24 protein-coding genes are annotated in these 22,642 nt (G+C 31.2%); 18 read left to right on the top strand and 6 right to left on the bottom strand.

Features of this window, described 5'->3' with window-relative positions:
- The first annotated feature begins 36 nt into the window (after positions 1–36).
- On the top strand, positions 37–444 hold the full coding sequence (locus HALO113_RS14000) for a hypothetical protein (protein ID WP_140999435.1): 408 nt from the start codon (positions 37–39) through the stop codon (positions 442–444).
- 115 nt (positions 445–559) lie between these two features.
- Entirely contained in the window at positions 560–3,367 is a 2,808-nt protein-coding gene (locus HALO113_RS13995) for a GH92 family glycosyl hydrolase (protein WP_159779715.1), read from the top strand.
- Positions 3,368–3,585: 218 nt separating this feature from the next.
- Here HALO113_RS13995 and HALO113_RS13990 read toward each other — a convergent pair whose 3' ends face one another.
- Both HALO113_RS13990 and HALO113_RS13985 read right to left on the bottom strand, forming a co-directional pair.
- On the bottom strand, positions 3,586–4,563 hold the full coding sequence (locus HALO113_RS13990; protein ID WP_159779714.1) for a TerC/Alx family metal homeostasis membrane protein: 978 nt from the start codon (positions 4,561–4,563) through the stop codon (positions 3,586–3,588).
- A 172-nt stretch (positions 4,564–4,735) separates the two neighbouring features.
- Positions 4,736–5,728 (bottom strand): NAD(P)H-dependent glycerol-3-phosphate dehydrogenase, encoded by a 993-nt coding sequence (locus HALO113_RS13985; protein WP_159779713.1) that lies wholly within the window; start codon positions 5,726–5,728, stop codon positions 4,736–4,738.
- Positions 5,729–5,987: 259 nt separating this feature from the next.
- Here HALO113_RS13985 and HALO113_RS13980 point away from each other — a divergent pair, with 259 nt between their 5' ends.
- Positions 5,988–7,535 carry a putative Ig domain-containing protein gene (locus HALO113_RS13980; protein ID WP_159779712.1) on the top strand — a complete coding sequence of 516 codons (1,548 nt, stop codon included), beginning with the start codon at positions 5,988–5,990 and terminating at the stop codon, positions 7,533–7,535.
- A gap of 8 nt (positions 7,536–7,543) precedes the next feature.
- On the opposite strand, the gene HALO113_RS13975 is transcribed toward HALO113_RS13980, so the two are convergent.
- Positions 7,544–8,722 carry an iron-containing alcohol dehydrogenase gene (locus HALO113_RS13975; RefSeq protein WP_159779711.1) on the bottom strand — a complete coding sequence of 393 codons (1,179 nt, stop codon included), beginning with the start codon at positions 8,720–8,722 and terminating at the stop codon, positions 7,544–7,546.
- Between the two features lie 7 nt (positions 8,723–8,729).
- Positions 8,730–9,515 (bottom strand): type 1 glutamine amidotransferase domain-containing protein, encoded by a 786-nt coding sequence (locus HALO113_RS13970; RefSeq protein ID WP_201297656.1) that lies wholly within the window; start codon positions 9,513–9,515, stop codon positions 8,730–8,732.
- An 87-nt stretch (positions 9,516–9,602) separates the two neighbouring features.
- Here HALO113_RS13970 and HALO113_RS13965 point away from each other — a divergent pair, with 87 nt between their 5' ends.
- On the top strand, positions 9,603–10,502 hold the full coding sequence (locus tag HALO113_RS13965; RefSeq protein ID WP_159779710.1) for a LysR family transcriptional regulator: 900 nt from the start codon (positions 9,603–9,605) through the stop codon (positions 10,500–10,502).
- A gap of 110 nt (positions 10,503–10,612) precedes the next feature.
- Here HALO113_RS13965 and HALO113_RS13960 read toward each other — a convergent pair whose 3' ends face one another.
- Complete coding sequence (locus tag HALO113_RS13960; protein WP_159779709.1) at positions 10,613–11,209, bottom strand: hypothetical protein; 597 nt, start codon at positions 11,207–11,209, stop codon at positions 10,613–10,615.
- A gap of 168 nt (positions 11,210–11,377) precedes the next feature.
- Positions 11,378–11,806: an Rrf2 family transcriptional regulator gene (locus HALO113_RS13955; protein ID WP_159779708.1), complete on the bottom strand. Its 429-nt coding sequence runs from the start codon at positions 11,804–11,806 to the stop codon at positions 11,378–11,380.
- A 178-nt stretch (positions 11,807–11,984) separates the two neighbouring features.
- On the opposite strand from HALO113_RS13955, the gene HALO113_RS13950 reads away from it, so the two are divergent.
- The 14 genes from HALO113_RS13950 to HALO113_RS13885 all read left to right on the top strand — a co-directional run bounded on the left by HALO113_RS13950 (position 11,985) and on the right by HALO113_RS13885 (position 22,638).
- Positions 11,985–12,689 carry a carboxypeptidase-like regulatory domain-containing protein gene (locus HALO113_RS13950; protein WP_159779707.1) on the top strand — a complete coding sequence of 235 codons (705 nt, stop codon included), beginning with the start codon at positions 11,985–11,987 and terminating at the stop codon, positions 12,687–12,689.
- A 16-nt stretch (positions 12,690–12,705) separates the two neighbouring features.
- Entirely contained in the window at positions 12,706–13,695 is a 990-nt protein-coding gene (locus HALO113_RS13945) for a transglutaminase domain-containing protein (RefSeq protein WP_159779706.1), read from the top strand.
- Between the two features lie 255 nt (positions 13,696–13,950).
- Complete coding sequence (locus HALO113_RS13940) at positions 13,951–14,646, top strand: NUDIX domain-containing protein (RefSeq protein WP_159779705.1); 696 nt, start codon at positions 13,951–13,953, stop codon at positions 14,644–14,646.
- 71 nt (positions 14,647–14,717) lie between these two features.
- A complete protein-coding gene (gene prs / locus HALO113_RS13935) occupies positions 14,718–15,548 on the top strand; it encodes a ribose-phosphate diphosphokinase (RefSeq protein ID WP_159779704.1) in 831 nt (276 codons plus the stop codon).
- Between the two features lie 82 nt (positions 15,549–15,630).
- A complete protein-coding gene (locus HALO113_RS13930) occupies positions 15,631–16,482 on the top strand; it encodes an ADP-ribosylglycohydrolase family protein (RefSeq protein WP_159779703.1) in 852 nt (283 codons plus the stop codon).
- Between the two features lie 13 nt (positions 16,483–16,495).
- Complete coding sequence (locus tag HALO113_RS13925) at positions 16,496–17,326, top strand: TIGR02452 family protein (protein ID WP_159779702.1); 831 nt, start codon at positions 16,496–16,498, stop codon at positions 17,324–17,326.
- Positions 17,326–18,306: an ADP-ribosylglycohydrolase family protein gene (locus tag HALO113_RS13920; RefSeq protein ID WP_159779701.1), complete on the top strand. Its 981-nt coding sequence runs from the start codon at positions 17,326–17,328 to the stop codon at positions 18,304–18,306. The genes HALO113_RS13925 and HALO113_RS13920 overlap by 1 nt, the downstream gene beginning before the upstream one ends.
- Before the next feature lie 50 nt (positions 18,307–18,356).
- Positions 18,357–18,911, top strand: coding sequence for an NADAR family protein (locus tag HALO113_RS13915; RefSeq protein ID WP_159779700.1), 555 nt, complete (start codon positions 18,357–18,359; stop codon positions 18,909–18,911).
- The gene (locus HALO113_RS13910; protein WP_159779699.1) at positions 18,892–19,449 is read left to right on the top strand and encodes a 2OG-Fe(II) oxygenase; all 558 of its coding nucleotides are present in this window, start codon (positions 18,892–18,894) and stop codon (positions 19,447–19,449) included. Before HALO113_RS13915 ends, HALO113_RS13910 begins: the two co-directional genes overlap by 20 nt.
- 4 nt (positions 19,450–19,453) lie before the next feature.
- Positions 19,454–19,900: an NADAR family protein gene (locus tag HALO113_RS13905; protein ID WP_159779698.1), complete on the top strand. Its 447-nt coding sequence runs from the start codon at positions 19,454–19,456 to the stop codon at positions 19,898–19,900.
- Positions 19,897–20,313 carry an ADP-ribosylation/crystallin J1 gene (locus HALO113_RS13900; RefSeq protein WP_159779697.1) on the top strand — a complete coding sequence of 139 codons (417 nt, stop codon included), beginning with the start codon at positions 19,897–19,899 and terminating at the stop codon, positions 20,311–20,313. The genes HALO113_RS13905 and HALO113_RS13900 overlap by 4 nt, the downstream gene beginning before the upstream one ends.
- Before the next feature lie 104 nt (positions 20,314–20,417).
- Positions 20,418–21,107, top strand: coding sequence for a Sir2 family NAD-dependent protein deacetylase (locus HALO113_RS13895; protein ID WP_159779696.1), 690 nt, complete (start codon positions 20,418–20,420; stop codon positions 21,105–21,107).
- Between the two features lie 180 nt (positions 21,108–21,287).
- Positions 21,288–22,157 carry an MBL fold metallo-hydrolase gene (locus HALO113_RS13890; RefSeq protein WP_159779695.1) on the top strand — a complete coding sequence of 290 codons (870 nt, stop codon included), beginning with the start codon at positions 21,288–21,290 and terminating at the stop codon, positions 22,155–22,157.
- Between the two features lie 10 nt (positions 22,158–22,167).
- Positions 22,168–22,638, top strand: a complete 471-nt coding sequence (locus HALO113_RS13885; RefSeq protein ID WP_159779694.1) for a macro domain-containing protein — start codon at positions 22,168–22,170, stop codon at positions 22,636–22,638.
- Positions 22,639–22,642 lie beyond the last annotated feature (4 nt).

The raw sequence follows: 22,642 nt of genomic DNA, 5'->3' as shown, positions 1-22,642 counted from the left end.
GTATGAACGAAAGATTACTTCGTTCCTCGTAATGACATGAAAAAAGATATAGTAATTCCAAAAGTAGAAAATGTCCACATTGTTGCTATTCAAGAATGGAGCGATGATTTTCAAGAAAATTGTTGGTATGCTTATTTATTAAATGCTACTAATGAAACGCTAGAAATGGCCATGATTGTTTCTCGTGCTTACGGACTTATTAATGGAGAAAACAGAAATACTATGCAATTGCGCCATGCATTTGCTAAAGTAGAACCAAAATCAGCCGTAAAAATCGAATTTTTAGAAAACAATGTGTTGCAATTGAACAACGAATTTATGTTGTCGTATTTTATTGGAAACCAAATGTTTGATAAAAAATTCATGTTTAAAGTAAACAGTATTAATGAAAGAGCTCAAACCGATTTACCTGTAATAGGGAAACGCGGTGTAATGGGCGTTTAGTTTTTATAGTGGTTCGAGTGGAGTCGAGAACCTAAAAACAAATAATTTACTCCTACTAAAGTATTGCATTACTCATAAAAATTTCTCAATTTTATAGTCTAATTTTAGCTTTAAAATGAGGAATTTTCTTTTATCACTGTTTTTCTTTGTCAATCTTGCATGGTCACAAGATTATGCCAAACATGTTAATCCATTTATCGGAACGGGAGGTCACGGACACACTTTTCCTGGAGCCACAACACCTTATGGTATGGTACAATTGTCTCCTGATACTCGAATCGATGGTAGTTGGGATGGTTGTTCTGGATATCATTATTCGGATAGTATCATTTACGGATTTTCACACACGCATTTGAACGGAACAGGGGTTTCCGATTATGGTGATATCCTATTAATGCCAACTATGGGCGAACCTTCCTTTGATAATAAAGTGTATGCTTCTTCTTTTTCGCATACGAATGAAAAAGCCTCTGCGGGTTTTTATAGTGTGAAATTAGACAAACACAACATTGATGTTCGTTTAACGGCTTCAACACGCGTAGGTTTTCATGAATATACCTTTAATCAAGAAGGTCAAGCCAATATTATTCTGGATTTAAATCATCGTGATAAATTATTAGAAGGTGAAGTTAGAATTGTTAATCCAACTACCATTGAAGTCTTACGCAGAAGTGAAGCTTGGGCTAGAGATCAATATGTTTATGCGAGAATCGAATTTAATGTGCCAATGAAAATAAACAATGCTCGAGGGAAAAACAAACCTAAAGAGTTATATAGGGGTGATGATGAATTAAAAATTAGTTTTTCAAAACCAGTCAAAAAAGGAGGAAAAATATTGGTAAAGGTAGCACTTTCACCAACAGGATATGAAGGAGCTAAATTAAACAGTACGGAAATCAAACATTGGGATTTTGAAAAAGTGCATCAAGACGCTGTACAACTTTGGAACAATGAATTGTCAAAAATTGAAGTGAATTCAGATGATAAAAACAAGTTAGCTATTTTCTACACAGCTTTATATCACACTATGATGCAACCGAATATTGCACAAGATATGGATGGGAAATATCGCGGTCGGGATAACCAAATTCATCAAGCAGAAGGTTTTGAGTATTACACGGTTTTCTCTCTTTGGGATACCTTTAGAGGCGCGCATCCATTATATACGTTGATTGATAAAAAACGTACTTCAGATTATATTAATACCTTTCTTAAGCAGTATGAACAAGGCGGTAGATTGCCCGTTTGGGAATTAGCTTCCAATGAAACCGATTGTATGATTGGTTATCATTCGGTTTCGGTAATTGCCGATGCCATGGTAAAAGGCATCGAAGGTTTTGATTATGAAAAAGCCTTTGAAGCAAGTAAAGCTTCAGCAATGCGTGATGTGTTAGGTTTAGAAGCGTATAAGAAAAATGGATTTATTTCGATAGATGATGACCATGAAAGTGTTTCTAAAACCGTTGAATATGCCTATGACGATTGGTGTATTGCACAAATGGCACTACTTTTAGGAAAACAAGAAGACTATCAGTATTTCATGAAACGTTCACAAAATTGGAAAAATTTGTTCGATTGGGAAAAAGGTTTTATCCGACCAAAGAAAAATGGCGGTTGGGATAAACCTTTCGATCCGCGTGAGGTAAACAATAATTTTACTGAAGGTAATGCATGGCAATATACTTTTTTTGTACCACAAGATATTCAAGGAATGATTCATGCTTATGGCGGACCTGAAAAATTTGAAGCCAAACTAGATGCAATGTTCAACAGCGAGAGCAAAACCACGGGTCGCGAACAAGTAGATGTTACGGGTTTAATTGGGCAATATGCGCATGGAAACGAACCGAGTCATCACATGGCATATTTGTACAATTATATTGGAAAACCCGAAAAAACGAATGAAAAAGTAAAATACATTTTAGACAATTTTTATAAAAATAGTCCAGATGGTTTAATAGGAAATGAAGATTGCGGCCAAATGAGCGCTTGGTATGTGTTGAGTTCAATAGGTATTTATGCAGTTACTCCAGGAGTTGCAAAGTGGCAAACAGTTAAGCCAAATTTTGATAAGATTAAAATTCATTTTGAAAACGATAAAACAATAGACATCATAAATAAGGATAATTCAAAACTAGGATTCTTTATTGAGAGACCAATTGATACATCGGATTATTATTATTCTAGAACAATATTACCAGTTCCAGTAATTCAAGCAGAAAGTAAATCTTTTAAAGACAAATTATTGATTTCAATGGATAGTAATAATTTGGATAATGGAAAATATAGAGAGTGTATGATTTTCTATAAAATAGATGGGCAAAATGAGTTTTCTCTATATACAAAACCTTTTGAAATATCAAATTCTACTAAAATCTATGCTTTTACTAAGCAAGATTTAGAAGGAAGAAATGAAAGCGACACCATTTCAGCAACTTTCTTCAAAAAACCAAACAACTATACTATCGATATAAAATCAAAATACAATCCGCAGTATCATGCAGGAGGACCAGAAGGGTTGTTAGATGGTATTTTGGGTTCCGAAAATTGGAGAAAAGGAGATTGGCAAGGGTATCAATCCCAGGATTTTGAAGCGGTTATTGACTTACAAAAGGAAACAAAAATCAAAAAAATAAGTACACATTTTCTACAAGACACTCGAGCATGGATTTTGATGCCAACCGAAGTGGAATTTTACACTTCAAATGATGGTAAAAATTTTATAAAAGTGGCAACAATACAGAATAGTGTAGATCCAAAAGAATATGAAGTGGTGTTAAAAGATTTTACGGCTTCGGTGCAAGCCAAAGCTAAATATTTGAAAGTCGTGGCTAAAAACTTTGGAAAACTACCCGAATGGCATCAAGGACATCCTTATGATGGTGATGCTTTTATTTTTATTGATGAAATTACAGTGAATTAGATAGTATTTCAAGTCTCTATTATAACATAAAGTAATTAGTTATTTTAGGTTGACTCTAGAAGTCGCATAAATATTTTAAAAAATAGTACTCAATACATATTATCAATTGAACACATTTTTCTAACCTAAAAATCGCACTTTGCGAGGTTATTCTTTGCACTTGAAAAATGTATTGTGAAGATTTCTTTTTTTATACTGAGGCTATTTATTGCTAAACATCAATCTTTAATTGGAAATAAAATAGACCATAATACCGAAATTACTAAAACACCACCTACAATTCCTAATGAAATTAAAGATGAAATATGAATAAATGGAGCTATAATCATTTTTATACCTATAAAAGCTAAGATTATGGCCAATCCATAATGCAAACGACTGAACATATACATAAAGTTAGCAAGAAGAAAATATAGCGAACGCAATCCTAGAATTGCAAAAATATTGGATGTATATAAAATAAATGGATCATCAGGTGCTATGGCAAAAATAGCTGGAATACTATCAACAGCAAATAGTAAATCGGTAAATTCAATAATGGCAACAACTACCAAAAGAGGAGTAGCCATTTTAATACCATTTTGAATAGTAAAAAATTTATCTCCATCAAATTTATCAGTAACTTTAAAAAACTTGTGAATCAACTTGGCTCCTGGACTTTTTGAAAAATCTTTATCCCCATCATCTTCACTATGACTAAACCAAGATTTAATTCCTGCAACTATTAAAATAATCCCAAACAAGGTTAATAAATAGTTTATTCTTACATGATGATCCAATACTTCCATCTCAGGAAGATAAGTGTAGTTTAATATCCAAACTCCAGAAAAAATAAAAATGGCTCTAAAGACTAAAGCTCCAATTACACCCCAAAACAAAACCTTATGCTGCAATTCTTTGCCTACATTAAAATAGCCAAACACTAAAATGAATACAAATAAATTATCCACAGATAAAGCTTTTTCAATCCAATAGGCACCTTGGTATTGAGAAAATTTTTCAAAACCTAAATAATAATAGATAATTCCACTAAAACCCATGGACAAGGAAATCCATAAGATGGACCAAAAGGTCGCTTCACGACTAGTTATGGCATGACTTTTTTTGTTTAAGATACCTAAATCTAAAAGCAACATTCCAATAATCACTAGAGTAAAGATGATTATTATGGCTGGGTGGTTTAATAGTGAATCCATATTTTAAATTTGTTTGCGAATGTAAATTTGTTTTTTTTAACCAAGACAAACGTTTGTAATGTATTGATTAACAATATGTTGTGATATTTTTTAATAATTAAAAAAAAGCCTATATGTTTGATTTTTAAACACATAGGCTGTAGTTTTGTATAATCTAATGAAACGTTAAAATTTAATTTAATTTTTCTGTTAATTTTTTGAATTCAGATTTAGCTTCTTTTCCTTCATACAATACGCGATAAACAGCATCTATAATAGGTGTGTCAGCTTTGTATTCTTTGTTTAAAAGATAAGCACTTTTAGCTGCATAATACCCTTCTGCTACCATACTCATTTCCATTTGAGCAGATTTTACTGTATATCCTTTGCCAATCATATTCCCAAACATCCTATTTCTAGAAAACACAGAATAACCCGTTACCAATAAATCTCCTAAATAAGCAGAATTATTTATATTTCGTTTCATTTTATGAACTTTTCGAATAAATTTTTTCATCTCTCGAATAGCATTACTCATCAATACAGCTTGGAAATTATCTCCATATCCTAATCCATGAGCTATTCCAGCAGCAATTGAATAAATATTTTTTAATACTGCAGCATATTCAGTCCCAATAATATCATCTGTTGTTTTTGCTTTTATATAATAGGAACTTAAGTTTTTAGCAACATATTTTGCTTTAGAACGATCATTACAAGCAATAGTTAGATAAGATAAACGTTCCATAGCTACTTCTTCAGCATGACATGGTCCTGTAATTACACCAATATTATCAAAAGGAATGTTGTACTTTGTATTAAAATGTTCTCCTACAATCAAACTTGATTCTGGAACAATCCCTTTTATGGCTGAAAAGATAATCTTATTTTTAAGTGATACCGTTAGTTTCTCTAATTCTGCACTTAAAAAAGCAGATGGAATAGCAAAAATGATATAATCAGCATAGGAAACAGCTTCATTAATATCATTGGTTAAAAAAAGTTTTTTATTATCAAATTCTACAGAACTTAAGTAATTAGGATTATGCTTTTGATGTTTTATACATTCTAGAGCATAAGTACTTCTCATATACCAAGCAATCTGTTCTTGATTTGCACATAGCATTTTTGCTATAGCCGTTGCCCAACTTCCTCCTCCAATGACAGCAAACTTTGGTTTTTCCATTTATTTATAGTTTAGGAAAATCAAAGGTAAAGAATTACTTTTAATATTGAAAGTTCTTAAAAAACTAGCTATAGCTGTAAACGATATAACTTTAACATTTTTTTAATTTTTTCTGTGCAATTTAAATCTATTCTATTGCGTTTTATAGGTATATTTTTAAATAATTTGGGTTAAATTATTTAGTTTTTGGTTGGTTAGAAAAACAGGATTTGTAACTACAATTCCTGTTTTTTATTTTACATTTGTTTCAAATTATAATATGAAGATCAAGGAGTTACTTTTTTTATTTTATGTTGCAAATATAAGTTATGCCCAACCGCCTAACATTTCTTATAATTCACCCAATAATTTTAATTTGTACCAATCGATAAGTCCTCTTTTACCAACTAATTCTGGAGGCAATATTCCTAATGGACCTGGCATCACTACATATGCAGGATCGGGCATCCAAGGCGATTTAAATGGGAATAGTAATATAGCGCAATTTAATTTTCCAACGACATGTATTTTCGATAGCAATAATAATTTGCTAGTTGTGGATAGAGGAAATCATAAAATAAAAAAAATTAATTCTAACGGAGATGTTTCAACCTTTGCGGGAACAGGAACATTAGGGTCGTTGGATGGGCCATTAAATGTGGCTACATTTAATTTTCCAACAAGTGTAGTGGAAGATTCAAATGGTAATTTTTTTATTTGTGATCAAAGTAATCATAAAATAAGAAAGATTGATAGTAATGGCTTAATTAGCACATTTGCAGGCACAGGTGTTGGAGGTTTTCAAGATGGAGTAGGAAATACTGCAAAATTTTATTATCCCGATCAAATCGCTATTGATAATGCTGATAATATCTATGTTGCAGATTATTATAATAACAGAATAAGAAAAATTACACCCGCAGGAATAGTTAGTACTATTGCTGGAGGAGCAATAGGAGACGCTGATGGTGTAGGAGTTTTAGCAAAATTCAAATGGCCTACAGGAGTTTGTTTAGATGCTTTGGGTAATATTATTGTAACTGATTATGGAAATCATAAAATAAAAAAAATTGAAACTAACGGTCAAGTTACGACCATTGCTGGTTCTGGTTTAGGAGATATTAATGGTGCTGCTTTAGTGGCTAAATTTAAAAATCCAACAATAACGGCATTAGATAATTTAGGTAACATTTTTGTTTCCGATTTTGGTAACCATAAAATAAAAAAAATAGATGCATTTGGTAATGTAACAACTTTCTGTGGTAATGGTATTGTTGGAAATAATGATAATGAGCTACTTTTATCTACATTCAATGAACCTTCGGCAATAACATTTAATCAAAATGGAGAAATGTTTATAATAGATTATGCTAATCATAAAATTAGAAAAACGACCTCCTATGATTTTAATTTTTCTATTTCACCCAATTTACCAAATGGTTTAAACTTTAATATTGATACTGGAGAAATATCTGGTACACCAACCGTAATCTCTCCAATGACTGATTATACCGTTTCCATTTCAAATCAGTTTGGAATTTCATCAACAATTGTTAGTATTGAAATAGCTAATTTATCTTTAAATTCTTTTCAAAAAAATCAGTTTAAAATGTTTCCTAATCCATTTGACACTCAAGTGACTCTAGAATTTAAAAATACTTTTCCTAGTTTAATAATTTTTTACAATTCTTTAGGACAAAAAGTATTGAGTTTGAAACCTACAGATTTAAAATTAGTAATCGATTTAAATGATTTTAAAAAGGGAATTTATTTTGTAGGACTTGATTTTAATTCTAGAATAGAAACTATTCAATTAATTAAAATGTAAAAATGAGCTTAATAGCTCATTTCTACAATTTCTCTTACTTTTTCAGGAGTAATATTTTGTTTTTCACCCATTGCTTTCCAACCTCTTTCTTCAAAACGATTCACGATAAAATCGGCTGTATTTTCATAATTATCGGTGTTTTCTGAAATCTTAGTTTTCATTCCCATAGTATGGAAAAAAGCTATGGTTTTCTCAATCGCTTCTTCTGCAATGGCTTCGGTTGAATTTCCTGTAAGATTCCATACGCGTTTACCGTATTGGGCTAATTTATCTTTTTTAGTGTCAAACATTACACGATATAAATTGGGACCAATAATAGCTAAGGTACGGGCATGATCAATTTCATACAAAGCAGTCAATTCATGTCCAATCATGTGAGTTGCCCAGTCGGATGGCACGCCTTTTTGAATCAAGCCGTTCAATGCCATTGTAGCGCTCCAAACAAAATTGGAAGCTAATTTATAATCGGATGGATTTTCTACAACATCAGGACCAATTTCAATTAAGGTTTGTAAAATACCTTCTGCTATGCGATCTTGAAGCATGGCATCGTGAGGATAGGTTAAATATTGTTCCATAACATGGGTAAAAGCATCGACAACGCCATTTTGTAACTGTCTCTTGGGTAATGAAGTAATTACAGTAGGATCAACAATAGAAAATACTGGAAATAAGGCACTTCCGCCTAAAGTTAGTTTTTCTTGAGAAGCTTCGATAGTTACTACAGCTCCTGAATTCATTTCTGATCCGGTAGCGGGTAATGTTAATACCGTTCCAAAAGGAATTACTTGGGAAACATCTTTAAACAAAATACGCTTTCTCAAAATATCTGCTGCATCACCTTCATAATGTACGGCTGCAGAAATAAATTTCACACCATCAATTACACTTCCACCTCCTACAGCAAGAATAAACCCAATTTTTTCTTCTCTAATAACGGTAACCGCTTTCATTAAGGTTTCATACCTCGGATTGGGTTCAATACCTCCAAATTCTACAATTTGGTCAGCTTCAAATTGCTTAGATAAAGCTGTTTTTACTTGATCATATACCCCATTTTTAAAAATACTTCCGCCGCCATAGGCAATTAATATTTTGGTATTTTCGGGCACTAAGTTTTTTAATTTTTCAATTTGACCTTTGCCAAATACATAATTTACGGGATTGTATAATTCAAAATTTTGCATGTTCTGCTTAATTTAATTGATGTAATAATTTTTGAGCCACTAGTTTTGAAGATGCTGGGTTTTGTCCAGTAATTAATAATCCGTCTTCTACGGCATATGGTGCCCAATTGTCTCCTTTGCTGTAAAGTGCACCATCTGCTTGTAATGCATCTTCTAAAAGGAAAGGTACTACATCGGTTAAACCTACAGCTTCTTCTTCTGCATTGGTAAATCCGGTTACTCTTTTACCTTTTACCAAATATTCACCATTCACTTTTACTTCTTTTAATACCCCAGGCGCATGACAAACAAACGCAATCGGTTTATTGTTTGTGTAAAATGAAGTAATGAGTTTCTGAGAATCTTCACTAGAAGCTAAATCCCAAAGCGGACCATGACCTCCAGGATAAAACACAGCATCATAATCGGCTTGATTTACTTCTGCTAATTTGTTGGTGTGGGCTAATTTTTCTTGTAAGGCTGCGTCTTTGTCAAAACGTTTGGTGTCTTCTGTTGCATTGGATGGGTCTGAACTTCTTGGGTCGATTGGTGGTTGTCCTCCTTTAGGCGAAGCTAGAGTAATTTCAACTCCTTGATCTGCTAATTCATAATAAGGCGCTACAAATTCTTCAATCCAAAATCCTGTTTTTTCTCCCGTATTGCCTAATTCATCATGACTAGTCAATACAAATAATACTTTTTTCATAGTCTCTTTTTTTGTTGTTTGTACTGTTGTATCTTCTTGAGCTGTTGTTTCTTTTTCTTTACAACCCAAACATAAAATTACCAATAAGGTAGCAAGTATATGTTTCATGTTTTTTAAATTTTTTATCAAAATTACGACTTAAATGGTATCAGTAAAAATAATTTAAATTATGTTTGTGATAAATAATTTTATATCATGGTCAACTTAGAATGGTATCGTACTTTTAAGTCGGTGTATAAAAATGGAAATTTCTCCAATGCAGCCAAAGAATTATTTATCAGCCAACCTGCAGTAAGTCAGCAAATAGCTATGTTAGAAGCACATGTGGGCTATAAATTATTCAACCGAAAATCGAAAGGAGTAGAACCTACAGAATATGCCAAATTACTTAATAATTTAATCATTGAAGCTTTGGATCGATTGGAAAATGTAGAAAATGGATTTCGTGAAAAAGCTTTCAATTCCAATCAATTGGTTTCTGTTGGTATATCCAAGCACTTGTTTTTAAGTATTGGTAATCAATTACTTTCTCATTTTGATTTTATCGATTTTACTTTTGCAGAAAATGACGAACTATTTAATTTGGTAGATAGTAAAAAAATAGATTTTGCCATTGTAACCAAAAAATATGATACTTTCGATACCATTCAAAAACAGTTAGGTGTTATTAAGCAGGTTATTGTAGCAAGTCCTAATTTAGATATCACATTTTGTAAAAAGGAAATTGAAAATAAAAATTTTAATGCTATCGAGCAATGGTTAAATCAACAAAAATGGTACAACTACGATGCGCGTATTCCTCATGTGAAATTATTTTGGCTACACGTTTTTGATAAAAAAAGACCTACTTTGATCTCAAATTATATCATTCCCTCTGAAAACGAATTACTTACTGCATTGTCTAGAAATTTAGGTTTAGCAATTGTTTGGAATATCAACGCAAAAGATTTTATAAAAAAAGGAGATGTTCAATTGCTTTGGGATAGCCCTAAAATGCCAAGTACATCTGTTTATCTACTGTCTAGAAAAAATGATGCACTCAATGTAATTTTAGAAGAGGTTTTTATTGGAGTTAAAGCTATTTTACATATTTGACCTAGTTTTGTACAACTGACTCGTGATTTTAATAATAATTCAAAACAGGAGTCAGTTTTACTAAAAAATAATTATTGAAATTATCTTACAATGCTATATTTATTTATGTATTAAAAAGTATATCCTATGTGAAATGTTGCAAACATAGTTATTGGAGCTATGTCAAATTCTGTCATAGCTATATTATTATTTCCAGATAATTTAGATGTATAACCTATTCCTAACCAAGGTTTTATATAAAAATTGTTTTTAAGAGGCCTTATGGTATAACCAAAATAACCCATTGTAAGTATATTTGTAAATTTAGTACTTCCTAAAGTATTGTTTTTTTCTATTTTGAATTCTTGAATCCCTATTTGAGTTCCAATGAACCATTTGTTATTTACCTCTGTTAAATGTTGTTCAGCAAATAAGCTATATCCTTGATTAATTTTGACATCCCATCCTTCATCTTTATTTTTTTTATTAAAATTGACTATTAAGTCTGGTAAATCCATAGAATATGTACCTAATCCAATCAACAGATGTTCGCATCCTTTAGGTTGTAATCTAATATGGAAACTATATCCATTAAACAAAAAAGTTGCTGGGTCTACTTCAAAACTGAGTTTTGTTTTTTCATTTGTCTTTGTTTCTTGTGCAAAATTTAGTTGATAAAAACTTAGAGTCATTAAGATTGCTACAAATTTAATTTTTAATTTTTTCATTTTGGTAAATTTAAATAGTTATACAATATATTTATTATATTTAGTTTATGTTAAGAATTATTTTTAGATGATAATCTTTAGATTTCTTAATGTTTAAAAATAGATACTATTTGAAATATAAATACAATATACTAAATATGTATTATATATAGTTTTATTAAAAAAAAACTACTTATCCATATCGAGTAAAACTTCCTGTATAGTTTTTTGATGTAATATCATTTTCATTTGTCTTTCTGCATTTTCTAATAACAACGAAATTGATTTTTGCGCATTGTCAGGTCTTTTCCCTTCAGCCATTATGTTAAAAGTAGTATTAAACAGAGGTTTACCACTTTCCATTGCTTCTAAAATTGCCAATATCGTTATGTTTGATGGATCTTTCATTAGTCTAATACCACCTTGTTTTCCTTCTTTAGTTTCAATAATACCCACAACTGACAGATTTTGTAGTATCTTCACTAATGTTGGTTTTGGAATATTTAAAATTTCCGAAATTAATTTTGTAGAAAGAAATTCATACTGATTTTGCCTTATCTTATCAGAAATGAAAATAACTACTAGAACAGCTTTTGAAAATGACAAAGAGTAACTCAAACTATATATACTTTATATTTTGTTTGCAAATATAGATATCTTTTTTATATTTCCAAATATGTCATTTCATTTTTAATAAAATATTTCATATTTAAATTTTAGTTAATTATTTTTAAAAATAAAAAGCATATTTTACAATTTATATAAACTATATTTCTATTTTTAAATCTTTCAAAAAATGATTTATAAAAAAACAACTCTTTCTATAAATACGCCTTGTAGTGAAAAGTTCGATAACTTTTTGCAAACAGAAAAAGGAGGTTTTTGTACTGTTTGTCAGAAAGAAGTAATCGATTTTAGAAGTTGGTCTGATGAAGCTATTGCAAACTATTTCAAAAACACTACGCAAAAGACCTGCGGTTTGTTTGTGGAAGACCAACTGAAAGCCTATTTACACTCAAATGTTCAAGAAATACAGCATAAAAAAAGTTCTTTCAAAGCGGGAGTAGCTACTTTTTCTTTATTGTCTTTGTTAGCTGTAGATAGTGCAAGTGCACAAACTAAAGAAAAAGCAGAAATTGTACAAATACCTATCCAGCAAAGAGACAATCAACTAACCGAAGGAATACTAGTTAAAGGAGTTGTGTCTGATAATTTTGGGCCTTTACTTGGAATAAATGTTGTTGTAAAAGGAACTAATATTGGTACACAAACAAACTTTGATGGTGAATTTAGTTTTCCAACGCCACTTAAAAAAGGAGATGTACTTATAGTCAGTTTTATTGGATATAAAACTAAAGAAGTCATAGTTTCTGAAGAATATCTCACTATTAAATTAATCGAAGATGATATTGTATTAATGGGAGATGTTGCTGTTGCCAAAGAATACTATTCCAAGCCATCTTTTTTTCAAAGAATTCGTAACTGGTTTAGAAATGAGTAAAAATGGCCTATTTAGGATGCTTTTTTTTCTACCCTGCATGATTCTTGCGCAGTTGTCTGATTTTAAGGGTATCGATTTTACAAAAGCAGATGATATTGCAGCTCATTATCAGGGGGCAAGTCTCGAGAGTTTACCTATTTTATCTTATAATCTAACCAATAGCTTAACTACAGAAGTTGAAAAATTTAGAGCAATCTATACTTGGGTGTGTAATAATATCGAAAACGACTATTACGCATCAGAGAAAAATAGTAATAAAAGAAAGAAATGGTATAAAGACAGTCTGAAATTAGCAAAATGGGATAAATCCTTTAATAAGGAAAGTTTTGAAAAATTAAAAAATGAAAAGAAGACCGTCTGTACGGGTTATGCCTATCTTATTCAAGAGATGGCGCAATTTGCAGGTTTAAAATGCGAAATTATAAACGGTTACGGAAGAACCATTACTAAAAATATTAAAAAGTTAAGTATTCCAAATCATTCTTGGAATGCAGTCTATCTAAATGATAAATGGTATCTGTGTGATGCTACTTGGTCAGCTGGTTTTTTTGATTATGAAACCAGTCATTTTCTGGCTAATTTTAACACTACTTATTTTCTGGCTGAACCTAATGTGTTTGCTAAAGATCATTATCCATTAGATGCAAAATGGCTTTTAACCAATACTCCCATTGCAATTGAAGATTTTTTAAATGGACCTGTCGTCTACAATAGTACCCATACCTATGGAGTTATTCCTGTCCAACCCAAATCATTAGAAGTTGAATGTAAAAAAGACCAAGAAGTGGTTTTTTTTATACAAGGTAGTAAAATAAAGGAGTTTAATCCACTTTCCGTTGAGTTAGTTTCAGGTTCTTTCAGAAAAACCAATGAAATTTCTGTAACGCGATTAAACAATGATCTTTTGGAAATTAAAACAAGATTCTCTTTGAAAGGCAATTACGACCTGCATTTTAAATTAAATGAATCGTACTTAATTACCTATAAGATTTCTGTTAGTAAATAAAAGAATCTAGTTTTTTAGCTGAATTAAATACTACCTAAACAGGCAGTAATTTAATCAATACAATATATTTATAGCTTATTTATAATATATTTAAAGTAAGGTTATGGTAATGTTATAGTAAGGTTATAGTAACTTTATGATAAGTATAAGTTATTTACAATTCTTATATAAGATTTAGAAAAGATGAGATTTGCTATAGAAATAGTACCAATACAGTTAAAATAACTTATATTTGCGTATTATATACACGTTTTTATGTCAGTAAATCATCAAAATATAAGAATAGCAGTAGATGCTGTTGTTTTTGGTTACCAAAAATCCAAATTATATGTATTGTTAATCCAACAAAAATTTGGTAGTCAAAATACCTATTGGGCTTTACCAGGTGGTTTGGTACAAGAAGATGAAACACTTATAGAAGCAGTTAAAAGAGAACTTAAAGAAGAAACAAACGTAGGAGTAAATTATTTAGAACAATTATACACTTTTGGCGATGATATAACTAGAGATCCTAGAAATAGGGTTATTTCTGTAGCTTATTTTGCTTTGGTTGATCCATCTAAACTTACTTTAATTGCTGACACTGATGCTGACCATGTCTCTTGGGTTGAAGTGGATAAAATACCTAATTTAGCTTTTGATCATAATGAAATTGTGCACATGGGGTTAAAAAGACTTAAAAACAAATTAACTTATCAACCCATTGGTTTTGACTTATTACCTCAAAAATTTCTTTTCTCTCAATTGGAAAACTTATATTCCACTATTATTGGTAAAGAAATTGACCGTCGCAATTTTAGAAAAAAAATGACAAGTTTTGGTTTTATAACAGAAACAGAAGAATTTGCCAATAAGAAAACAGGTCGTCCGGCCAAGTTATATACTTTTAATATTTCTGAATATAAACGCCTTGAAAAAGAAGGAATTCACTTTGAAATTAAATTAGTGTAAAAAAAACACAAAATAAAATTTTGTCAGAAAAAAATTAAATCATACATTTGTGTAAAATAAACACAAATATTATGATTCTTAATTTAGACCCTCATTTTAAGCCACTTGGAACTCAAAATACAATTTCATTTCAAAGTTTTGTTTTTTCAGGAGGAGAACCACATATAAAAATTACAGGTGATTTTGACACTACACAGCCTGTTTACATCACTCATAGGCTAAATTCTTTTAATGACCTTGGCTTATTTTGTTTGGCAATAGATGCATTAAGAAGAATGGAAGTGAAAACCATCAATGCCTTTATTCCCTATTTTCCCGCGGCTAGACAAGATCGTGTGATGATTCCTGGCGAACCTTTATCTGTAAAAGTATATGCAGATATTATCAATGCTTTACAATTAAATAGCATTCAAGTTTTTGATCCGCATTCTGAAGTAACGTCTGCTTTATTAAAACACTGTAAAGTAATTCCAAATTACTATTTCATTGAAGAAGTTATTAAAAGAATTGGAAACGAAGTTTTATTGATTTCTCCAGATGGTGGTGCTTTAAAGAAAATCTATAAAGTATCTGAATATCTTGGAGGTGTTGAGGTAGTAGAATGTAGTAAAAGCAGAGATGTAAAAACAGGAAAATTATCTGGCTTCAAGGTCTATTCAGATGATTTAGAAGGTAAAGATTGCTTAATTGTAGATGACATTTGCGATGGTGGAGGCACTTTTATTGGTTTAGCTCAAGAACTGAAAAATAAAAATGCCGGTCGCCTATACTTAGCAGTGAGTCATGGGATATTCAATAAAGGTTTTGAGAGCCTTCAAGTTTTTGAACGCATTTTTACAACTAATTCTTTTAAAGATATCGAAAACGAAAAAGTGGAAGTGATTCAATTAGAAGTAAAATAAATAGTAGTTCACGTCAGTTCGAGTGTTTTTTATAGAATGAAATGGAGTAAAAAATGTATCGCGAACACATAAAAAAGGAAAAATGATTTTAGAAGCAGCAATAGGAGATGCTTACGGAGCAGGTTTTGAGTTTCAAGAAATGAATTATATTGAAAAGTATAACAATTTGACTCAATATCACAAACACGGAATGTATACAGAAATCTATAAAAAATATACAGATGATACTCAAATGGCAATTGCTATTACAGAATTGTTACTAGAAGAGGATAGCTGGACTACTGAAAAAGTAGCTGATAAGTTTGTAACGGTTTTTCACAGAGATAAGAGAAGAGGGTATTCAGACAGAGTTTACAATGCACTCGATAGGAGTAAAAATGGTAAAGAGTTTATTAGTAATCTATCTTTTCAAAGTACAGGTAATGGCTCTGCGATGAGAGCTTATCCAATTGGTTATATTAGGAATATAGAAAAATTACTTTCTTTTTGTGAAATTCAAGCAAAAACATCTCACAATACTGAAGAAGGAATTCAATGCGCTAAAAGAATTGCATTAGCCGTACATTTTTATCGATACAATTACGATAAAAAAACGGATTTAATCTCTTTCTTGAATGAAACTTTAAAAGAAGATGAAGTTTATGAGGTCGTTTCGCCAATAGATATGCACGGTTACCCTACTACTAAAGCGGTAATAAAAATTGTGTCAGAAGCTACTTCAATGGAAGAATGTTTACAATATGGAATCGATTTTGGTGGAGATACCGATACAGTGGCTGCTTTGTGTATGGCGATTTTAAGTCAGAAAAAAGATTGTAAAAAGAGGTTGCCTACTTTTTTATTTGACGAATTAGAAAATGGCAAGTTTGGGAAAACCTATTTAATGGAACTGGATGAGAAACTGGAGCAGAAATTCCTGTTGAATACAGAATAGAAAATAATAATTAATGTTTGAAAGAAAGAATGTTATGACGAATAAAGGTATGGCTAAAGATACTTTAGCAATTTTAGAAAAAAGAGCATATAAAAATAGAGAAGGAAACATAGTTAATATAAGTAAAAATTTAGATAATTGTATAAAAAACACGGTTTATTATTCTTCCGAAAAGTTAGAAGAACTTATAGAAAAACAAGTCATTGACTCAAAGTTTGAAACCGTTTTTGAAGTAGTAAAGAGTACGACTTTAAGTGCAATTTTAAAAATAGTTGAAACAGAAGATTCAAATAAGGTAATGTGCTTGAATTTTGCTTCAGCAAAGAATCCGGGTGGTGGTTTTATGTCTGGAGCTGAAGCGCAAGAAGAAAGCTTGGCAAGAACGTCTGCATTGTATAGTAGTCAATTACAAGCAAGAGTTTTTTACGATACACACAGAAATATGAAATCATGTATATATACAGATGCAATGATTTACAGTCCACAAACGCCTGTTTTTAGAAAGGATAGAGGTGAATTATTAAATCAGCCAGTGGATTGTAATTTTATTACATCGGCAGCAGTAAATGCAGGTGTAATTAAAAGACAAGAACCTGAACTAGAAAAGGAAATTGAAGCTGTAATGAGGCGAAGAATAGATAAAATGTTGGCGTTATCCTTAAGTAAAGGGAATGAAGTTTTGGTTTTAGGTGCTTGGGGATGTGGCGTGTTTAGGAATGATTCTCAAATGATTGCATCACTATTTAAAGAGCATTTACGAGGCAAATACAAGGGTGCATTTAAAAAAATCATTTTTGCAATTTATACTAAGAATGAGGATTTGTTAAAAACATTTGAAATGTAATGAAAACAACAAAAATACATAGTGCTTTATTTGGAGTAGCGGTTGGTGATGCACTAGGAGTTCCTGTGGAATTTAAATCAAGAGAAAAACTTAGAGAAAATCCAGTTACAACTATGTTAGGTTATATGGCTTGGAATCAACCAAAAGGGAGTTGGAGTGATGATAGTTCTTTGACTTTTTGTTTAGCGGAGAGTTTGTGTTATGGCTTTGATATTGAAGAAATAGGACGCCTTTTTGTTAGATGGAAAAAAGAAGGTTACTGGGGAGCTCATAATGAGGTATTTGATATTGGAGGTACGACGAGATATTCATTGTCTAGAATTGAAAATGGGGAATCAGCTATGTTTTCAGGGAATTTTTTTGAGGAAGACAATGGGAATGGTTCTTTAATGCGCATTTTACCTTTAGCATTTTATTTAAAAGAGGAAGAAAATATTAATATAATTTATCAGAAAGTAAAAGAAGTTTCTTCTATTACACATGCTCATTTTCGTTCGGTTTTGGCTTGTTTTATATATATTGTTTACGCATTAGAAGTACTAAAAGGACGTAATAAATTTGAAACCTATATACAAACTAAAGCAATTGTGAATGATTTTATTTCAAATAAAGATTTTAATCAGAAAGAGATTCAATTATTTGATAGGATTTTAAAAGGAAATATTAATGAGTTAGAAGAAAATAAGATTCATTCAAGCGGTTATGTTTTACACAGCCTCGAAGCCAGTTTGTGGTGTGTGCTTACCTCTAGTAGTTATTCTGAAACAGTTTTAAAAGCCGTTAATCTAGGAGGTGATACCGATACTACAGCTGCTATTGCAGGTGGTTTAGCTGGATTGTTATATGGATACGAAAGCATTCCACAAGAATGGATAACCGTTTTAGCAAGAAAAGAAGATATCACAGCATTATGTGATCAAATGAGTAAGAAATATGAAATCACCACTAACAACAAGTTTATTGCAAATAAACACAAATGAAGATTAGGTGATAACATATGACAATTTTAAAATCAAATAACTATCTACATATGAAATACACAATTGAAAATATAAATACAGATAATAAGTTTCTATTCTTTTGGGGACATCAACCATCAAATGATGGAACAATTACAAAAACATGTTTTAGTCAATGGTGGGAAAGTAGTTTCATGGTGAACGAAATTGAATACAAAACGGCCGAACATTGGATGATGTTTAAGAAAGCAGAATTGTTTGGAGACAAAGAAATGGCTCAAAAGATTTTAAATAGTAAATCACCAACTGAAGCAAAAAAATGGGGAAGAGAAGTTCGTAACTATGACGATAGTATTTGGGTAGCCAATAGATTTCAAATAGTCAAAGAAGGAAACTTCCATAAGTTCAGTCAGCATGATGATTTAAAGCAATTTCTTTTAAATACCAATGAAAGAATCATTGTAGAAGCCAGTCCAGTGGATGCTATTTGGGGCATTGGTATGGCAAGCGACCATAAAGATAGTCATAATCCAAAACAGTGGAAAGGATTAAATTTACTAGGGTTTGCTCTAATGGAAGTAAGAGATGAATTAAGAATGATAGGAAATGAAAAAAATAGTTTATAACAAAGACATATTTGTAATAGAAGACTTTTTGTCCAAAGAAGAATGTGAGGAACTCATTCAAAAAAGTGAGCAAATAGGTTATGAAGAAGCTAAAGTACAAATGGGTGGAAATAGACAATCTATTTTAAAAGGAGTTAGAAATAACGATAGAATTTTATATAATGATGAGGTGCTAGCAAATAAACTGTATCAAAGAGCACTGCCATTTCTATCAAATGAAATTGGTAATTATGATCTTATAGGGCTTAATGAAATGTTCCGTTTTTATAAATACAGTCCTGGACAACGATTCAAAATGCATAGAGATGGAAGTTTTAAAAGAAATGAAAAAGAAGAAAGTTTTTTCACTTTTCTAATCTATCTCAACGAAGAATTTGAAGGTGGAGCAACCGAATTTGAAGATTTGTTTACTATCCAACCCAAAACAGGTAATTTGTTGGTTTTTTATCATCCATACAGACATGAAGGAAGAATAATAGAAAGTGGTTTTAAATATGCCTTACGTAGCGATGTAATGTATAAAATGAAGAAAGAATAGTATCATGAATAATGCAAAAGAAGAAATAAAGTTTTATAGTGAATTAGGATACTATGGTGAATTTTCAAATTTTGCTAATTATCCTGTAAGACTAAATGGTCAGGTATGGCAAACTGCAGAACATTATTTTCAAGCTCAAAAATTTGAAAATAAGAGTTATCAAGATAAGATTGCCAACGCACTCACGCCAATGAAAGCCGCAGAACTAGGGAGAAGTAGAAAGGAAAAAATAAAAATGAATTGGGATAAAAAGAAAGATAATGTCATGTATGAGGTTATCAAAGCCAAGTTTATGCAACATGAGGAGTTAAGAAGTTTATTAGTAGGAACTAATAATGCAATTATTGTTGAACATACTGAAAATGATGCGTACTGGGGAGACGGTGGAAATGGAAAAGGCAAAAATAAATTAGGAAAAATTTTAATGAAGGTTAGAGAGGAATTAAAATGAAAACAACAACTTTATACAGACCAGTAGGTTTAAGAGAAATGGAATTAATTGCAGAAAATAATTTCTCGGCTTTTCCACCTCGTTTGGAATGGCAACCTATTTTTTATCCAGTAATGAATCAGGAATATGCAGCGCAAATCGCAAGAGAATGGAATACACCCGATGAATTTTCAAGCTATTGTGGTATCGTTACGGCTTTTGAAGTGGTTAGTGAGTATTTACAACAATTTGAAATTCATAATGTAGGTGATAAAAACCATAACGAATTTTGGATTCTTGCTGAAGAATTAGAAACATTCAATGAAAAAATCGTTGGAGAAATAAAGATTGTACAAGTGTTTTATGGAGAAAAGTATAAACCTTCTCAAAATGAAACCTTGAATAAAAAATTAAAAGTAATAGATGCTCTTTAACTAGTCTGGTGCGTCAGTTCGAGTGTTTTTTATGCAATGAAATGGAGTAAAAAATGTATCAAGAATTTTCTAGGCAAAAAGAGAATGTAAAAAAAAATTAAAAAATGAAAAAAATAGCAATATTAACAGGAGCAGGAATTAGTGCAGAAAGCGGTATTCAAACCTTTAGAGATGCCGATGGGTTATGGAATAATCACAGAGTGGAAGATGTAGCTTCTCCAGAAGGATGGAGAAAAAATCGCGAATTAGTATTGGATTTTTACAATCAAAGAAGACAACAATTAAAACAAGTGGTACCTAATCAAGCGCATCATTTAGTTAAACAATTAGAAGAACATTTTGAAGTGCAAATCATTACTCAAAATATCGATGACTTGCATGAAAGAGCCGGTTCTCAAAATGTATTACACATTCATGGGGAATTAAATAAAATGTGTTCTTCTTTGAACAGAAAATTAAGTTATGATTGCTTTGATGACATCAAAATAGGAGACAAAGCAACAGATGGTTCTCAGTTAAGGCCAGATATTGTTTGGTTTGGAGAAGATGTGCCATTGTATCCTATTGCTGTCGAATTAGTAGCACAAGCAGATATTTTTATGGTTATAGGTACCTCTTTACAAGTCTATCCAGCAGCTAATCTTTTAAACTTTATAAAAAACGATGCCCAACTCATCATTATCAATCCATATCATGATGGAGGAAACTATGGGGGAAGAGCTATTTATGTAAAAGAGAAAGCAACAACTGGAATGCAAAAAGTATTTGATGTTTTGGTAAAAGAAGCAAAATAATGTTTTGGGGTGTCCTTTGCTTCCGCAATCGAGTGTCAAATTCTTGGGAGGGTTATATAAAAGAAAAACAAGCCGAAACGATTCAGTTAATTGAAAAGTTAAGAATGTAATAAGAAGTAATACAACTCCAGCGGAGTTCAATATTTATAAAAAACAGCTTCAGTAGAGCAAAATGTATTTATGAAACTAACTATACACGGATATTCAACCGCTTTATTTGCTACATGGTATTTTATCGAAGAACTTGGAATCCTTTTTGATGCAGGTGATGGACTGGTATCAGGATTAATGGGGAAATGTGGAAAAATAAAAAAAGTTTTTATTTCTCATGCAGATCGAGATCATTTAACGGGATTATTGCAATATAACCAACTCTTTTCTCATATTGGGCCTACTATATATTATCCTAAAGGATCACAATCGTTTCCTTTTTTAGAAGCATTTACAAAGAAATTTGATCCACATATCCAAGGAACATTTTGGGGACCAATAGATAAAAGGCAAATTATTCCTGTAAAAGAAAAAATTTCAGTCGAATCTCTCGAAAATGAACATGTTTATACTACTGAAGGAATCATTAAGAGTTTGAGTTATAAAGTATGGGAAACGAAAAAGAAATTAAAAACTGAATTTCTTGGAATGTCTTCTGAAGCGATTAAAAAGATAAAGGAAGAAAAAGGAGAACCTTTTTTGATGGAAGAACAAAAAAACAATTTATTATCCTATTCTGGTGATACTCCTGTTGCGGATTATGCTCGTTTTGACGGTACGAAAGTATTAATTCATGAAGCTACTTTTTTAACTAAAGAGGAAACGCAAACTAAAAATGATAAAAACAGGCATAGCTCTTTAGAAGAAGTTTTTGAAATGGTTGCGAATTGTAATATAGAACAGTTGATTTTAGGACATTTTTCTTCTCGATATTATCAAGAAGAAATTGATAACAAGATAAAAGAATTAATTGCGTTCTATAAAATAAAGATACCCGTGTATCGAATGCCTATTGGTAAAATAAGCAAAGCTATTTTGGATGGGAAACCAATAAATTAAATTTAAGGAAATGAAAGAAATTCAATATGTAAGAGGAGATGCAACAACTCCAATTGGGAATGATAAAAGAATAATCGTTCATATATGTAATGATATTGGAGGTTGGGGAAAAGGCTTTGTGATGGCGCTTTCAAAAAAATGGAAAACTCCAGAAAAGCAATATAGAGAATGGTTCAAATCCAAAGAAAATTTTGAATTAGGAGAGGTTCAATTTGTTGCTGTTGAAGAAGATATATGGGTGGCCAATATGATTGCGCAACATAAAATTAATAGAAATGAAAAGGGTGAAGCGCCTATTCGTTATGAATCAGTAAAAGAAGTACTTACCAAAGTCTCAGATTTTGCAAGAGAGAAACAGGCATCTGTTCATATGCCAAGAATTGGCTGTGGATTAGCTGGTGGAAAATGGGAATGTATTGAACCAATTATTTTGGAAACACTTTCTGAAAAAGATGTTGAGGTAACTGTTTATGATTTTTAAATGA

The organism is Flavobacterium sp. 9AF (genome assembly GCF_902506265.1).
In the GTDB taxonomy this organism is placed as follows: Bacteria; Bacteroidota; Bacteroidia; order Flavobacteriales; family Flavobacteriaceae; genus Flavobacterium.
Note: the sequence above shows the minus strand (reverse complement) of the source record. Positions and strands in the feature narration are given on the sequence as shown.

Bases quoted from the DNA above. Each gene is read 5' to 3' on its own strand.
- HALO113_RS13920 (WP_159779701.1), top strand. From the start codon at position 17,326: ATGAAAACAACAAAAATACATAGTGCTTTATTTGGAGTAGCGGTTGGT.
- HALO113_RS13985 (WP_159779713.1), bottom strand. From the start codon at position 5,728: ATGGAAAAACCAAAGTTTGCTGTCATTGGAGGAGGAAGTTGGGCAACG.
- HALO113_RS13995 (WP_159779715.1), top strand. From the start codon at position 560: ATGAGGAATTTTCTTTTATCACTGTTTTTCTTTGTCAATCTTGCATGG.
- HALO113_RS13885 (WP_159779694.1), top strand. From the start codon at position 22,168: ATGAAAGAAATTCAATATGTAAGAGGAGATGCAACAACTCCAATTGGG.
- HALO113_RS13970 (WP_201297656.1), bottom strand. From the start codon at position 9,515: ATGAAACATATACTTGCTACCTTATTGGTAATTTTATGTTTGGGTTGT.
- HALO113_RS13895 (WP_159779696.1), top strand. From the start codon at position 20,418: ATGAAAAAAATAGCAATATTAACAGGAGCAGGAATTAGTGCAGAAAGC.
- HALO113_RS13960 (WP_159779709.1), bottom strand. From the start codon at position 11,209: ATGAAAAAATTAAAAATTAAATTTGTAGCAATCTTAATGACTCTAAGT.
- HALO113_RS13990 (WP_159779714.1), bottom strand. From the start codon at position 4,563: ATGGATTCACTATTAAACCACCCAGCCATAATAATCATCTTTACTCTA.
- HALO113_RS13975 (WP_159779711.1), bottom strand. From the start codon at position 8,722: ATGCAAAATTTTGAATTATACAATCCCGTAAATTATGTATTTGGCAAA.
- HALO113_RS13980 (WP_159779712.1), top strand. From the start codon at position 5,988: ATGAAGATCAAGGAGTTACTTTTTTTATTTTATGTTGCAAATATAAGT.
- HALO113_RS13965 (WP_159779710.1), top strand. From the start codon at position 9,603: ATGGTCAACTTAGAATGGTATCGTACTTTTAAGTCGGTGTATAAAAAT.
- HALO113_RS13900 (WP_159779697.1), top strand. From the start codon at position 19,897: ATGAAAACAACAACTTTATACAGACCAGTAGGTTTAAGAGAAATGGAA.
- HALO113_RS14000 (WP_140999435.1), top strand. From the start codon at position 37: ATGAAAAAAGATATAGTAATTCCAAAAGTAGAAAATGTCCACATTGTT.
- HALO113_RS13940 (WP_159779705.1), top strand. From the start codon at position 13,951: ATGTCAGTAAATCATCAAAATATAAGAATAGCAGTAGATGCTGTTGTT.
- HALO113_RS13905 (WP_159779698.1), top strand. From the start codon at position 19,454: ATGAATAATGCAAAAGAAGAAATAAAGTTTTATAGTGAATTAGGATAC.
- prs (WP_159779704.1), top strand. From the start codon at position 14,718: ATGATTCTTAATTTAGACCCTCATTTTAAGCCACTTGGAACTCAAAAT.
- HALO113_RS13915 (WP_159779700.1), top strand. From the start codon at position 18,357: ATGAAATACACAATTGAAAATATAAATACAGATAATAAGTTTCTATTC.
- HALO113_RS13925 (WP_159779702.1), top strand. From the start codon at position 16,496: ATGTTTGAAAGAAAGAATGTTATGACGAATAAAGGTATGGCTAAAGAT.
- HALO113_RS13945 (WP_159779706.1), top strand. From the start codon at position 12,706: ATGCTTTTTTTTCTACCCTGCATGATTCTTGCGCAGTTGTCTGATTTT.
- HALO113_RS13930 (WP_159779703.1), top strand. From the start codon at position 15,631: ATGATTTTAGAAGCAGCAATAGGAGATGCTTACGGAGCAGGTTTTGAG.
- HALO113_RS13890 (WP_159779695.1), top strand. From the start codon at position 21,288: ATGAAACTAACTATACACGGATATTCAACCGCTTTATTTGCTACATGG.
- HALO113_RS13910 (WP_159779699.1), top strand. From the start codon at position 18,892: ATGAAAAAAATAGTTTATAACAAAGACATATTTGTAATAGAAGACTTT.
- HALO113_RS13950 (WP_159779707.1), top strand. From the start codon at position 11,985: ATGATTTATAAAAAAACAACTCTTTCTATAAATACGCCTTGTAGTGAA.